This window comes from Micromonospora sp. WMMA1976, from assembly GCF_027497335.1.
Classification (GTDB): Bacteria; Actinomycetota; Actinomycetes; order Mycobacteriales; family Micromonosporaceae; genus Micromonospora; species Micromonospora aurantiaca.
On record NZ_CP114912.1, the window covers coordinates 3,807,536 to 3,820,411 of the forward strand.

At 73.7% G+C, this 12,876-nt stretch carries 14 protein-coding genes; 9 read left to right on the plus strand and 5 right to left on the minus strand.

All coding sequences use genetic code 11. The annotated features are described in order from the left end of the window. Positions 1–609: 609 nt before the first annotated feature. Entirely contained in the window at positions 610–1,626 is a 1,017-nt protein-coding gene (locus O7546_RS17590) for a cupin-like domain-containing protein (RefSeq protein ID WP_281599498.1), read from the minus strand. Beyond that, positions 1,623–1,802 carry a hypothetical protein gene (locus O7546_RS17595; RefSeq protein ID WP_194802816.1) on the minus strand — a complete coding sequence of 60 codons (180 nt, stop codon included), beginning with the start codon at positions 1,800–1,802 and terminating at the stop codon, positions 1,623–1,625. The genes O7546_RS17590 and O7546_RS17595 overlap by 4 nt, the downstream gene beginning before the upstream one ends. 279 nt (positions 1,803–2,081) lie before the next feature. Between O7546_RS17595 and O7546_RS17600 the strand changes: the two genes are divergently transcribed. From O7546_RS17600 to O7546_RS17615, 4 genes are all read left to right on the plus strand, one after another. Continuing rightward, complete coding sequence (locus O7546_RS17600) at positions 2,082–4,037, plus strand: sensor histidine kinase (RefSeq protein WP_194802815.1); 1,956 nt, start codon at positions 2,082–2,084, stop codon at positions 4,035–4,037. Further along, positions 4,034–4,711, plus strand: coding sequence for a response regulator transcription factor (locus O7546_RS17605; RefSeq protein WP_269697205.1), 678 nt, complete (start codon positions 4,034–4,036; stop codon positions 4,709–4,711). Before O7546_RS17600 ends, O7546_RS17605 begins: the two co-directional genes overlap by 4 nt. A 417-nt stretch (positions 4,712–5,128) precedes the next feature. After that, a complete protein-coding gene (locus O7546_RS17610) occupies positions 5,129–5,425 on the plus strand; it encodes a DUF1540 domain-containing protein (RefSeq protein WP_135240735.1) in 297 nt (98 codons plus the stop codon). 151 nt (positions 5,426–5,576) lie between these two features. Beyond that, complete coding sequence (locus O7546_RS17615; protein WP_194802814.1) at positions 5,577–6,353, plus strand: DUF2470 domain-containing protein; 777 nt, start codon at positions 5,577–5,579, stop codon at positions 6,351–6,353. 178 nt (positions 6,354–6,531) lie between these two features. On the opposite strand, the gene O7546_RS17620 is transcribed toward O7546_RS17615, so the two are convergent. Together O7546_RS17620 and O7546_RS17625 are read right to left on the minus strand one after the other, a co-directional pair. Then, complete coding sequence (locus O7546_RS17620; protein WP_194802813.1) at positions 6,532–7,947, minus strand: FAD-dependent oxidoreductase; 1,416 nt, start codon at positions 7,945–7,947, stop codon at positions 6,532–6,534. Positions 7,948–8,021: 74 nt separating this feature from the next. Beyond that, positions 8,022–8,351, minus strand: a complete 330-nt coding sequence (locus O7546_RS17625) for a metalloregulator ArsR/SmtB family transcription factor (protein WP_194802812.1) — start codon at positions 8,349–8,351, stop codon at positions 8,022–8,024. A 169-nt stretch (positions 8,352–8,520) separates the two neighbouring features. On the opposite strand from O7546_RS17625, the gene O7546_RS17630 reads away from it, so the two are divergent. The 5 genes from O7546_RS17630 (at position 8,521) to O7546_RS17650 (ending at position 11,695) form a co-directional block, all read left to right on the plus strand. After that, positions 8,521–8,904, plus strand: coding sequence for a metalloregulator ArsR/SmtB family transcription factor (locus O7546_RS17630; protein ID WP_281599504.1), 384 nt, complete (start codon positions 8,521–8,523; stop codon positions 8,902–8,904). A 69-nt stretch (positions 8,905–8,973) separates the two neighbouring features. Further along, complete coding sequence (arsB, locus tag O7546_RS17635; RefSeq protein ID WP_194802810.1) at positions 8,974–10,059, plus strand: ACR3 family arsenite efflux transporter; 1,086 nt, start codon at positions 8,974–8,976, stop codon at positions 10,057–10,059. 58 nt (positions 10,060–10,117) lie between these two features. Next, on the plus strand, positions 10,118–10,525 hold the full coding sequence (locus O7546_RS17640; protein ID WP_194802809.1) for an arsenate reductase ArsC: 408 nt from the start codon (positions 10,118–10,120) through the stop codon (positions 10,523–10,525). A gap of 68 nt (positions 10,526–10,593) precedes the next feature. Then, positions 10,594–10,956, plus strand: a complete 363-nt coding sequence (locus O7546_RS17645) for a metalloregulator ArsR/SmtB family transcription factor (protein ID WP_135240741.1) — start codon at positions 10,594–10,596, stop codon at positions 10,954–10,956. Positions 10,957–11,020: 64 nt separating this feature from the next. Next, positions 11,021–11,695, plus strand: a complete 675-nt coding sequence (locus O7546_RS17650; RefSeq protein WP_194802808.1) for a pyridoxamine 5'-phosphate oxidase family protein — start codon at positions 11,021–11,023, stop codon at positions 11,693–11,695. 18 nt (positions 11,696–11,713) lie between these two features. On the opposite strand, the gene O7546_RS17655 is transcribed toward O7546_RS17650, so the two are convergent. Continuing rightward, the gene (locus O7546_RS17655) at positions 11,714–12,583 is read right to left on the minus strand and encodes an NB-ARC domain-containing protein (protein ID WP_281599509.1); all 870 of its coding nucleotides are present in this window, start codon (positions 12,581–12,583) and stop codon (positions 11,714–11,716) included. Positions 12,584–12,876 lie beyond the last annotated feature (293 nt).

Sequence of the window (12,876 nt, forward strand, 5' to 3'; positions counted from 1 at the left end):
CATGGCAGGGCGGAAAACGGTCGCATGCACGACCTATTCCACCGCTCGCACTGATCAGAGGTAGGGCCTGGCTGGACGCCATCCCACGTAGCCGTATGTCGGATTTGGTCCCGCTACGACCACAAACGAGAGATCACAGAATCACTCCCAAGCGACCTTTACGATCCTTAAGTTCGTTTCCGGACGCAGATCCCCCGACACCTCCGGACGGACTCATTCTGCAACGCCGTCCGACGCTCTCGCAAACCCCATCCTGTCGGGAAGCCGATGATCGATGGACGACAACTCGACGTGGATCTTCGAGAACGGACGCCCATTCAGGGGCGCCTTTTCACGCATCGCCGCAGATGGCGGCGGGGGCGGGCGCCGGGGCGTCGCGGCCTCCCCGGGGCGCCGCCGTGCCGGGCAACCCGGCGAAAAAATTCTTCGCGTACGGTTGCCCGGGTGGCGACGGTGGACATGAACGGGGGACCGGGGGTGCGCCCGTCGTACCACGCGCGCCTCCCCCGGACGGCGGACGCGGTCGGCCGACCGGCGGACGCGGTCGACCGACCGGCCGACCGTGCCGGCGACGCCGCAGCGTCCACTGTGGCTGGAGTGTGATGCTCGCTACACGGCCTCGGCACCGGCCGCCGGCGGCGTGGCCATCCGATGGTTCCGGCCGGGCACCCGGAAGTGGTGGAACGTGACGGTGGCGCTGACGTCCAGCGCGTGCACCCAGTGCCACCAGCCGACCGGCACCAGCAGCATCTGCCCCGGTTCGAGCACCGTCTCCAGCACCGTCGCCTCGGCGTACCGGGGATGCCGGTCGAGGTCCGGTCGTGCCGCGTCCACCGCACTGAACGTCCCGCCGCGGGGATAGACGAGGTGCCGCTGGTACGACGGCACCAGCCGGACGTGCTTGCGGCCGAGCACCTGGCAGAGCAGCACGGTGCTGTTGTCCACGTGCAACGGCGTCACGGTACCGGCCGGCCCCAGCAGCAGGTGCCCGCCACCGGCCGGGTCGACGAGGTGCGCCGGCGGCCGCACGTCGGCGGCGAGCGCCCGCAGCGCGCCGTTCCAGTTCTCGTTGCGCGGCACCATGTAGTAGTCGTTCGTCCGCGCGCCGGAGTCCAGCAGCGCCACGTAGTCCGCGAACGGCATGGTGGTGCGGTGCCTGTCGTACTGCCAGGCGTGGTCGGGGTTCGCCTCGCGGCCGGTCATCACCTCGACGACCGCGTCCGGGCACCTGCGGGCCATCCGGGCCGTGGTCCAGTCCCGCGCGGGCCAGTCCTCCATCAGGCCGTCGAGCACTACCGGCCGGTTGCCGTAGTAGTAGCGGGCGAAGAACTCCTCGGCGCCGGGGTCGGACCGGCGCTCCAGGACACGGCCCCCGTCGTCCTCGCGCAGCACCCGGTAGGTGTCCAGCACCGACTCCATCCAGTCGTAGCGAAGCGCGAGCCGCCGGCACACGGCGAAGTACGGGTGGCCGGCGAGCGTGGCCAGCTCCGCGTCGACGGCGTCGGCGTCCGCGCCGGCGGCGACGGCCGCCGCGCGGGCCTGCCCGGCGGCGACGCCCATCGCCAGGTTCTCGGCGAGCCACTCCCGCCAGGCGGGGAGCAGGCCCGGCGCGGCGGCCAGCGTCACCGGGTGACCTCGACGGGCGGAGCGGCCGGCGCGGCCGGGCGGAGCGACAGCACCACGGCGTCGCCTCGGGCGTCAGCGGGCGGCGGCGTGAGCCGGGGCGCCCGGCTGTACTCGGAGCAGTTGACGTAGGAGTTCTTGACGTGGGCCGGGATGTGGTCCGGCGTGTTCTCGGTCATGCCCGGCAGTCAACCGGCGCGGCGTCCCGGCCCGCCAGGGACGCCGATCCCGTCCGGCCCGGGACGCCGTCGCCGCACCGCACGGCCGATCCCCCCGTCCCGGCCGGACCGGGACATCCGCCCCTGGCCGCCGGGACACCGCCGCCCGCAGGGTGACGGCGGCGGGCCGCGCCGGCGCGGGAACGGTACGGCGGGCCCGCGCACCGCCCGGCCCGCCATCCGGCTCACGCCGTTCAGGTGGTCCCCCGACGCCTCCCGGCCTGACACAGTGGACCCGACATGCGTGACGAACTCCTCACTCCGCGTCGAACGGCCTGGGCCGTCCTCGTCGCCACCGGCGTGCTCACGCTCGGCGCGGTCGCCGGCTGGGCGGTGGCGACTCCCCCGTTCACCGCCGCCCAGCTCTACTCGCTCGTCGACCTGCTCGACGGCGTCGTCTACGGCGCGGCGGCATGGCTGATCCTGAGCCGCCGGCGCAGCGGCAGCCGGCTTCCGGGGTGGATCGCCACGGCGGCGGCGCTCGGCGGCGCACTCGCCGCGTGCTGCGCCCAGTGGCAGCTCGCTGTCGGTGGGCCGCCGCTGCTGACCGCAGTGCACCAGTGGGCCTGGGTGCCCGGCCTCTACTCGCTCGTCGTGGTCATGCCCTGGCTGCTGCCCGAGCGGCCGCCGAGCCGGCTCGACCGGGTCGCTGTCGCCATCGGCCTCGGATACGTGGCGCTGACGGTGGCCGTCCTCGCCACCGCGCCGCCGCCGGTGGGAGTGGTGCCGCTGACGCCGGAGCTGCGCGACGCCCGCGCCGCGCTGCTGCGACAGTTGTCCCCCGTCCTGCCGTACGCGCTGGTCGGGCTCGGCGCGCTCGCCGCCGCCGGCGTCGCGTGGCGGTGGCGGCGCGGGGAGCCCGCGCGGCGCAACGGCCTCGGCTGGGTGACAGCGGGCAGCGCGTTGCTCACCCTGGCCTTCCTGGCCACGCTTCTGCCACCGGCGGTGGTGCCGCCGGCCGCGCCCGCGCTGCTGATGCTCGCCTCCCAGGCGTTCTTCCCCGCGGCGGTGGCAGTGGTGGTGCTGCGCCAGCAGTTGTGGGGCCTGCGGCTGGCCGTCCGGCGCACCCTGGTCTGGTACCTGATGACCGCGACGGTGATCGCCGCCTACTGCGCGGCGGTCGCCGTGTCCGACCGGCTGCTGCCGCACGCCGCGCCGCTGCCGCAACTGCTGGTCACCGGCGTGATAGCGGCGGCCTTCCAGCCGGTCCGCGCGCTCGTGCAGCGACGCGTGGACGGGCTCGTGCACGGCGAGCCGCCCGAACTCCTGCTGCACCGGGTGGTGCGCAGCGGCGGCAGCACGACCGACATCGGCGCGACGGTGGCCACCGCGCTGCGGCTGGCCGACGTGCGGATCACCGAGGACGGGCCGCAGCCGCCGCCGCACGAGGGCGGGCCGCCGGTCACCGTGCCACTGGTCCGCGGCGACCGGCTGGTCGGCCACCTGCACGCCTGGCCCCGGCCCGGCGAACTGCTGGACGACCGGGCCGGGGAGGCGCTCGCCGTCCTCGCCCCGGTGGTCGCCGCGATGGTGGACCTCGCCGGCACGAACCGGGACCTGGCCCGGTCGCGGCAACGGCTGGCGGAGGTACGCGACGAGGAGCGCCGCTCGCTGCGCCGGGACCTGCACGACGGCCTCGGGCCGGCGCTCAGCGGCATCGGGCTGGGCCTGGCCGCCACCCGCAACCTGCTGCGCCGCGACCCGGACCGGGCCGAGGATCTGCTGGACCGGCTGACCGAGGAGCTGACCGCACGGGCGGCGGAGGTGCGGGAGCTGGCGCACGGGCTGCTGCCGCCGGTGCTCGCCGACGGCGGGCTGCGTCCCGCCCTGGACCTGCTGCGCACCCAGTACGCGCGGGCCGGGCTGCGGATCGTGATGCGCGCACCCGCCTCGCTGGACCCGCTGCCGGAGAGGGTCGCCACCGCCGCGTACGGCGTCACCGCCGAGGCGGTGCGCAACGTGCACCGGCACGCCGGGGTGGACACCTGCACCGTGTCGCTGGACCGGCGACCGGACCTGCTCCGGGTCACCGTCACCGACGAGGGCCGGGGCGTGGCCGCCGGGCCGGTCCGCCCCGGCGTGGGGCTGCACGCCATGCGGGAACGGGCGCAGGCGGTCGGCGCGACGCTGACCGTCGGGCCGGCCCCCTCCCGTGGCACCACCGTCTGCCTGACCGTCCCCCTGGAGTGCCGGTGACCGACCGCCCGATCCGCGTCGTCGTGGTGGACGACCACCCGGTCTTCCGGCTCGGCATGAGCGCGCTGCTGGACACCCTCGACGGCATCGAGTGCGTCGGCGAGGCCGCCGACGCGTCCGAGGCCCGGGCGCTGGTCGGCAGCACCCGGCCGGACGTGGTGCTGATGGACCTCCATCTCGGGCCGGGGTCCGGGATCGAGGCCACCCGGGCGTTGAGCCGTGACCACCCGGAGGTCCGGGTGCTGGTGGTGACCATGCTCAACGACGACGCCTCACTCGTCGCCGCGGTACGTGCCGGAGCGCGTGGATACGTGCTCAAGGGGGCCTCGGCCGCGGACGTGGAGCGCGGCATCCGGGGTGTGGCCGGCGGCGACCTGGTCCTCGGCGGCCCGCTCGCCGACCGCGCCGCCGCCCTGCTGGGCGCCCGCGCCGACGGCCCGTTCCCGGAACTGACCGACCGGGAACGCGAGGTGCTCGGCCTGCTCGCCCGGGGCCTGTCGAACCCGCTCATCGCGCACCGGCTCGGGCTGAGCGCCAAGACCGTACGGAACAACGTCTCCGCCATTCTGGTCAAACTCCGTCTCGGCAGCCGCGCCGAGGCGATAGCCCGGGCGCGGGACCACGGAATGGGTAATCCGAACGCCGCCGAGCTGCCGCCGTCCCCGGCCCGCTGACCGGCGCCGCCGATTTCGAATCGGCACCCCGGGTCTCGATTCCGATGCGGGCGGCGGAGACGATTACCGCCCGCTGTTCCGGATGACGGTCCCGGCACCGGCCGGTCGGCTTCGTGGCTGCTCAGAGGTGCTGCGCCGGCCGCCCTGTAGCGCCCGAAGCGGGCGGAGAAAGACATCTCCCCACCTGGAAAGAAAGCCTTCCCTAACCAAGGTAAGGCTCATCTTCGCCGGTCCGGGACTCGGCGCGGAAACGACTGCTTACGGCCGCCAACCCCGCATTCCGTTGTTAAGGTGAGCATGATCCTCACTGACGGCGGACGGGTTTGCGGACCGGACCGCCCGGCAAATACCCGATGGCATTCGAGCACCACGAGGCCGGCCGTTCGTGTCCGCCGGCCCGCATGACTTGGAGGCACCATGAAGACCCTGTTGCAGTCTCCGCCGGTACGTGAATGCGCCGCCACCGCGTGCAGCTTCAACGACAACGGCTGTCACGCTCCCGCGATCACCGTGGCGGCGTCCGCCGACGCGGCCTCCTGCGCGACGTTCGTCGAGTCCTCGCTCAGCGGCGGGATCGCCGAGGTCACCGGCGCGGTCGGCGCCTGTGCGCGGGCCGAGTGCGTGTACAACACCAACCTCGCCTGCACCGCCGAGTCGATCACGGTCGGGCCGGGCGCCACGGTCAGCGACTGCCTGACCTATCAGCCCGCCTGACGAACCGGACACCACGCCCGTACGGGTCACGGCGCCACCGTCGTGACCCGTACGGCATGTGCGGCATCCGACCCGCCGTTGCACAGGTAAGCCTTACCTACTACCGTCTGACCTGGGCCGACTTCACCCCTTCCCGGCCGAGGAGACAGACATGGCGTTGCACCCCGCCGGGCGCCCGGCCCCGTCGGCCGGCGTCGCCCCGGTCACCGCAGGGCCGTCGGCGCTTCCCGCCACGCCCCGCGACGCCGTCTCCGCCCGGTGCGTGCTGAGCGCCGCCTCCTCGGTGCGGCTGACGCTCGGCGACACCACCGCCGATCTCCTCTCCGCCCACGCCGTCCTCCCCGACGGCACGATCGTGCTCGCGGTCGACGCGATGAGCCGCACCGGTGGCCTGCTGGTCGCCGCGCGCGGCCACAGCGGTGCGGTACGCCTCGACGTGACCCACCTCGCCCCGGTCGCCGTGCGCTCCCGGGTGCGCGCCCGGCTGCGGATCGTCGGCACCGCCCGCCGCTTCGACCCGGCCGCGCTCGACGCCTGCGACCCGGCCACCGTGATGTCGCTGCTGGATCTGCCGCCGGTGGCGCTGTGGGCACTCGCGCCGGACGAGATCGTCCTCGACCGGGCCGCCGAGCCCGTCGCGGTGGACCTCGGCACGTACCGCGCCGCCCGTCCGGACCCGATCGCCGTCGACGAGGCCGCCCACCTCGCGCACCTGGCCCGGTGCCACGGCGACCTCCTGGACCGGCTCGGCACGCTCGTCGACAGGGGCGCCGACGGGACGCGGATCGTCCCGGTCGCGCTCGACGCCGAGGGCATCGTGCTGCGCGCGGAGCGGTCGGGCGGTCACACCGACACCCGGTTGTCCTTCGCCCGGCCGGTCACCGCCGGCGCCGGCCTCGCCGAGGCGCTGCGGACGCTGCTCGCCTAGGGCGCCCGGGCGGACCTCGCCCGCCCGGATCGAGGCTGCTCACGAGCGTCGCAGATCAGCCGGCTTCGCCGTCGTACCCGCCGCTTCCGCTCTGTACCGAACGCATCGCAGCGGCGGCGGCGCGCCCACCCGTGGCGCCCACCGACGGTGGGGTCGGCGGGCACCGTCGTGGTGGTCGTCAGCTGGTGCAGCAGATGCCGGCCTGGCCGCCGGCCGGGGTGTCGAGACTGACCAGGCTGAGCGGTGCGGAGAGCAGGCCCCCGGAGATTCCGGTCGCCAGCCCCTGTGCGGCCGGCGGGGCCGCGGGGTCGGGGCCGCAGCAGCCGTCGGTGCCGGTGGAGTCGGCGGGGTTGCTGTTGCAGACGCCGGTCTCGGGCAGGTCGAGCTGGACGTCGCGGGCGGCGTCCCAGTCGCCGGCGAGAGCGGCGGCGACGGAACGGACCTGCTCGTATCCGGTGGCCATGAGGAACGTCGGTGCGCGGCCGTAGCTCTTCATGCCGACGGCGTAGTAGCCGGCCTCGGGGTGCGCGAGTTCGGCGGCACCGTGCGGGGGAACGGTGCCGCAGGAGTGCTCGTTCGGGTCGATCAGCGGGGCGAGGGCGCGGGTCGCGCCCATGACCGGGTCGAGGTCCAGCCGCAGCTCGGCCGCGATCGAGTGGTCGGGGCGGAAGCCGGTGGCGGCGACGACACGGTCCACGGTGACGGACTCGTCGGTGCCGTCGGCGTGACGGACGACCACGGCGACCCGGCCCTCGGCCGGGGTGAGGGCGTGCACGGAGAAGCCGGTGAGCAGCCGGATGCGGCCGGCGTCGACGTGGTCACGCAGCCGGGCGCCGAGCGCGCCGCGGGCGGGCAGGGCGTCGGCGTCTCCGCCGCCGTAGGTGCGGGCCGGGCTGGACGAGCGGATCGCCCAGATCACCTCGGTGCCGGGTTCGGCGGTGGCCAGCTCGGCCAGCGACAGCAGGGTGTTCGCGGCGGAGTGGCCGGCGCCGACGACGAGGGTGCGCCGGCCGGCGAAGCGGTGCCGGTCGCCGCCGAGCACGTCGGGCAGCGCGTGGTCGAGGAACGCCGCCGCGTCCTCCTCGCCCCGGGCGGGCAGGCCGGAGGCGCCGAGGACGTTGGGGGTGCCCCAGGTGCCGGAGGCGTCGATGACGGCGCGGGCCAGCAGCTCCTCGCCGTCGGCGAGGCGGATCAGGAACGGCGTCTGTTCGCGGCCGGCGGTACGCAGCCGGTCCAGGCCGAGCCGGCTGATCGCCGTTACCCGCGCGCCGTAGCGCACGTGGGGCTTGAGCTGCGGCAGCTCCGCGAGAGGCTGGAGGTAGCCGGTGACCAGCTCTGCGCCGGTGGGCAGGACGTCACCGGCCGGTGCGACCCAGCCGGCGTCGTCGAGCAGCCGGCGGGCGGCCGGGTCGACGTTGTACCGCCACGGGGAGAACAGTCGCACGTGCCCCCACTGCCGCACGGCCGCGCCGGCGGTGTCACCGGCCTCCAGGACGAGGAAGGGCAGGTCACGCTCGCGCAGGTGGGCGGCGGCGGCCAGACCAACCGGGCCCGCGCCGATCACCACGACGGGCGACTCGTCCAGGACACTCATCGGGAACTCCTCTGTATTGACAGTTTTCGAATCAGTCAGGTGCGGTGACGTCACGTCGCGCCACCGGGCAGCCGTCAGCAGACTCCGACCGGATCGGGCGCCGGGCGACCCATCACGACGTCGGCGGCGGACGGGAAGCAGCCGACACAGGCGTCGTTGATGCGATAGTGGCGTGCGGTGCCGACCGGCTCGACGAGCACGAACCGCACCTCGGTGAGGATTTTCAGGTGCTGGGAGACGGTGGACTGGGCGAGCCCGACCGCGGCGACGAGTTCCCCCACGCTCATCGGCCGGGCGTGGCGGGCCAGGTACTCCACGATCTGCACCCGCGTCGGGTCCGCGAGCGCCCGGAACCACGAGGCGTAGGTCTGCGCGGTGTCGCGGTCGAGGAGGTCGCCCACCACCACTCCTTCAATCGTTTATCGCCGATCGACGATGAAGCCTAGCAGGCGCCGGAGCCGACGACCGCCGGACGGGCACCGCGTGACGACGCCCTCCCCGGCGGGCACCCTGTCTTGATGTCGTTCTAAACAAAGACTTGCACGCTGATTAGATAGATGTCAACCTAGAGACATGCCGAAGCAACAGGCGCCGATCCCCCTCGTCGACCTCAGCGCCGACGCGCCGTGCTGCCCCTCGCTGGCGCAGCGCCGTGTCCCGGCCGAGACCGCGGCGGTGCTCGCGCCCGCGTTCAAGGCCCTCGGCGATCCGGTACGGCTGCAGCTGATGTCGATGATCGCCTCCGCCGAGGGCGGCGAGGTGTGCGTGTGCGACCTGACGCCGGCGTTCGACCTGACCGGGCCGACGATCTCCCACCATCTCAAGACGCTGCGCGAGGCGGGCCTGGTGGACGCCGAGCGGCGGGGCACCTGGGTCTACTACCGCGCGCGGCCGCAGATCCTGCGCCGGCTCGCCGGCCTGCTGTCGATCGAGCCGGCCGTCGCGGAGCAGCGGTAGCCCTCGAGGGAGCGGTCCGATCACCCCCGAGCCCCGTTGCCGCCACACCGACACCCCACTGGAGCGTCCATGAGCACCGCCACCAGAGCCGACCATGCCACGCCGGTGGTGGCACGCCTGTCGCGCCTCGACCGGTTCCTGCCGGTCTGGATCGGTCTGGCAATGGTCGCCGGTCTGCTGCTCGGTCGGATCGTCCCCGGCCTGGACGACGCTCTCGGCGCCGTCGAGGTCGGTGGCATCTCCCTGCCCATCGCCCTCGGCCTGCTGATCATGATGTATCCGGTCCTGGCCAAGGTCCGCTACGACCGCCTCGACACCGTCACCGGTGACCGGCGCCTCCTGGTCTCGTCGCTGGTCCTCAACTGGATCGTCGGTCCCGCCGTCATGTTCGCCCTGGCCTGGGTGTTCCTGGCCGACCAGCCGGAGTACCGCACCGGTCTGATCATCGTCGGCCTGGCCCGCTGCATCGCGATGGTCATCATCTGGAACGACCTGGCCTGCGGCGACCGGGAGGCAGCGGCGGTCCTCGTCGCCGTCAATTCGGTGTTCCAGGTCGTCGCCTTCGGCCTGCTCGGCTGGTTCTACCTGTCGGTGCTGCCGGGCTGGCTGGGTCTGGACGGCGCCGCGCTGGATGTCTCCGGCTGGGACATCGCCGGTAACGTACTCGTCTTCCTCGGCATCCCCCTGCTCGCCGGCTACCTCTCCCGCCGCCTCGGCGAGCGCACCAGGGGCCGCGACTGGTACGAGCGGCGGTTCCTGCCCAGGGTCGGGCCCGTCGCCCTGTACGGACTGCTGTTCACCATCGTCGTGCTGTTCGCCCTGCAGGGCGAGGCCATCACCGACCGGCCGGCCGACGTGGCCCGCATCGCTCTGCCGCTGCTGGCCTACTTCGCCCTCATGTGGGCCGGCTCCTACCTGCTCGGCCGGGCCATCGGTCTCAACTACGAACGCACCACCACCCTGGCGTTCACCGCGGCGGGCAACAACTTCGAACTGGCCATCGCGGTCGCGATCGGCACCTTCGGGATCGCCTCCGGCCAGGCCCTCGCCGGTGTCGTCGGCCCGCTGATCGAGGTCCCGGTCCTCGTCGGCCTGGTCTACGTGTCGCTGTGGGCCCGCGCCCGCCTGTTCCCCGCGCCGGGCACCCGGCCGTGAGACGCCCCGACCGCGCTGCGGCACGCCGCGCGGCAACCACCCGTATCAGGGAGACCCGATGAGCGGCAAGCCCAGCGTCCTGTTCGTCTGCGTGCACAACGCCGGCCGTTCCCAGATGGCCGCCGGGTGGCTGCGCCACCTCGCCGGCGACACCGTCGAGGTGCGCTCCGCCGGCAGCGCGCCGGCCGGCCAGGTCAACCCGGCCGCCGTCGAGGCCATGCGGGAGGTCGGTATCGACATCACCGGCCAGACCCCCAGGCTCCTGGAGTACGAGACGGCGGAGTCCTCGGACGTCATCGTCACGATGGGCTGCGGCGACGCGTGCCCCGTCTTCCCGGGCAAGCGGTACGAGGACTGGAAGCTCGACGACCCCGCGGGCAAGGACGTCGACGCGGTACGCCCCGTCCGGGACGAGATCCGCGCCCGGGTGGAACGGCTGCTCGCCGAACTGCAGTCGACACCGTAGTGGTAACCGACGATGATCCGGTCCTGATTGCACCGGCGGGCGGCCGCCGTTGGTGCGACGATGCAAGCGTGGGAACTGCGAAGACTGCCACCCCTGCCATCTCGCCGCTCACCGGCGAGCCGATCAAGCGTGCCGACGCCGAACGCCTCGCGGGCGTCCTGAAGGCGTTGGCCGACCCGGCCCGGCTGCGCCTGCTCAGCCTGATCCAGTCCGCGCCGGAGGGCGAGGCGTCCGTCAGCGACCTCACCGCGCCGCTCGGTCTCTCCCAGCCGACCGTCAGCCATCACCTCCGGATCCTCACCGAGGCCGGCCTGATCGAGCGGGAGAAGCGGGGCGTGTGGGCGTACTACCGCCTGGTGCCGTCCGCGATCTCGGCGATCGCCGAGTTGCTGACGCCTCCTCGTAAACGGCCGACGAAGAAGGTCCGCTGACCCGGCACCCTTGAGGTGCGCGGCCCGAGCCGGTAGAAACGGCGGGGCCGACAGGAGATCAGTCATGACCGACACCGACGGGCGGTTGTCCGCGACGCCGCGTACGACCCTGCGCCGGATGAAGGAGAAGGGGCACCGCGACCGCGCCGCCCTGTTCGACGTGCTCCGGGCCGCCGCCGTCTGCCATCTGGGCGTGCTCGTCGACGGCGGACCGATGGTCGTGCCGACCGTCTACGGCTTCGACGACAGGCACCTCTATCTGCACGGCTCGGTGGCCAGCCGGAGCCTCACCACTGACGCCGAGGTCTGCGTGACGGTCACCGTGGTCGACGGGCTGGTCCTGGCGCGCTCGGTGTTCGAGCACGGGATCAACTACCGCAGCGCGATGATCTACGGCCGGCCCCGGTGGGTGACCGACGCCGAGGAGAAGGTGTACGGCCTGCGGCTGCTGACCGAGCACGTCGCCCCCGGCCAGTGGGACCACGCCCGCCGACCGAACCGGCGGGAACTGGCGGCCACCGCGCTGCTGGCGCTTCCGCTGACCGAGGCGTCGGTCAAGACGCGCAGCGGACCGCCGGACGACGGCGACAGCCCGGACGCCGCCCTCGGGCTCTGGGCCGGCGAGCTGCCGCTTGTCGCGCGCTGGGAGCAGCCGGTGACCGACCCGGCGCTGCCGCCGGCGACGCCGGTGCCGGCGCACGTCGCGGCGCGCGCCGGCACCCGCGCCGACCAGGGCTGACAGGCGGCACCCGGTCCGTCACCGGAGCTGGCGGGCCACCTCCGCCAGCGGCAGCCGGGGCTGGACGGCCGCGCGGGCGGCCACCACGGCGAGCGCTCGGGGCACACCGGCGCAGTGCGCGATGATCTCCCGTACCGCCGCGCGCTCGGCGGTGAGGCGACGCTCGCCGAGGCGCGCCGCCAGCAGGTCCCACGCCTCACCGGCGGCCAGCTCGTCGACCACGACCGGGCACGCGGCCTCGCCGACGACCAGGCCGGTGAGGCGGTGCCGGCTGGTCACGACCACCATGCAGCCGGGTACGCCGGGCAGCAGCGGCCGCACCTGGTCGGCGTCGCGGGCGTCGTCGAGGACGATGAGCATCCGGCGTCCGGCGAGCGCGCTGCGGTAGAGCCCGGTGCGCGCCGCCGGTCCGCACGGGACCCCACCGGGTACGTCGAGCGCCTCGATCAGGCCGCCGAGCGCCTCGGCCGGCGCCACCGCCGGCCGTACCGGGTCGCTGCCGCCGAGCTGGACGTGCAGCACCCCGTCGGCGAACCGGGCGGCCGACCGGTGCGCCCAGCGCAGCGCCAGCGCCGTCTTGCCGATGCCGGACCGGCCGGACAGCACGCACACCACCACGCTCGACATCCGCCGCGGCCCGCCTTCGAGCAGCCGGTCGAGTTGCCGCAGTTGTGCCGAACGGCCGGTGAAGCCGGGGATCTCCAGCGGCAGCTGCATGGGACGGATCCGGGCCGCGACCGCCGGGTGGGCGGGCAGGCCGAGGACCTCGCGGAGCAGCCGGACGGTCGCGGGCCGCGGACGGGTCACCCGCGACGACTCCAGGTTGCGGATGCTCCGGACGCTCAGTCCGGTGCGGGCGGCCAACTCCTCCTGTGTCAGGTTGGCCATTCGCCGTGCGGTAGCGATCTCATGACCCAACGTATCCATGTAGCCGATCACAGCGTCGTCTCCGTACCGGTTCTGGTGGATTCATGACGGTGGACCACCGAAGCCGCGGCCGCTGAGCGGGCAGTCAGCAGCGACATTGCCGGTGATCTGCCGGTGAAGCTCCTGTTGGCCAGACGAGGTTAAGTCCACAGTGGGTCCGACGCTATCGACCGGAGTCGAATCGACGGTCGACGAGGCGGGCGCTTCCCGGCATCGGTGCAGCGTCGCAGAAGCAGCACTTCCGGTCACTCTCC

Bases quoted from the DNA above. Each gene is read 5' to 3' on its own strand.
- O7546_RS17595 (WP_194802816.1), bottom strand. From the start codon at position 1,802: ATGACCGAGAACACGCCGGACCACATCCCGGCCCACGTCAAGAACTCC.
- O7546_RS17600 (WP_194802815.1), top strand. From the start codon at position 2,082: ATGCGTGACGAACTCCTCACTCCGCGTCGAACGGCCTGGGCCGTCCTC.
- O7546_RS17610 (WP_135240735.1), top strand. From the start codon at position 5,129: ATGAAGACCCTGTTGCAGTCTCCGCCGGTACGTGAATGCGCCGCCACC.
- O7546_RS17615 (WP_194802814.1), top strand. From the start codon at position 5,577: ATGGCGTTGCACCCCGCCGGGCGCCCGGCCCCGTCGGCCGGCGTCGCC.
- O7546_RS17620 (WP_194802813.1), bottom strand. From the start codon at position 7,947: ATGAGTGTCCTGGACGAGTCGCCCGTCGTGGTGATCGGCGCGGGCCCG.
- O7546_RS17630 (WP_281599504.1), top strand. From the start codon at position 8,521: ATGCCGAAGCAACAGGCGCCGATCCCCCTCGTCGACCTCAGCGCCGAC.
- arsB (WP_194802810.1), top strand. From the start codon at position 8,974: ATGAGCACCGCCACCAGAGCCGACCATGCCACGCCGGTGGTGGCACGC.
- O7546_RS17640 (WP_194802809.1), top strand. From the start codon at position 10,118: ATGAGCGGCAAGCCCAGCGTCCTGTTCGTCTGCGTGCACAACGCCGGC.
- O7546_RS17650 (WP_194802808.1), top strand. From the start codon at position 11,021: ATGACCGACACCGACGGGCGGTTGTCCGCGACGCCGCGTACGACCCTG.
- O7546_RS17655 (WP_281599509.1), bottom strand. From the start codon at position 12,583: ATGGCCAACCTGACACAGGAGGAGTTGGCCGCCCGCACCGGACTGAGC.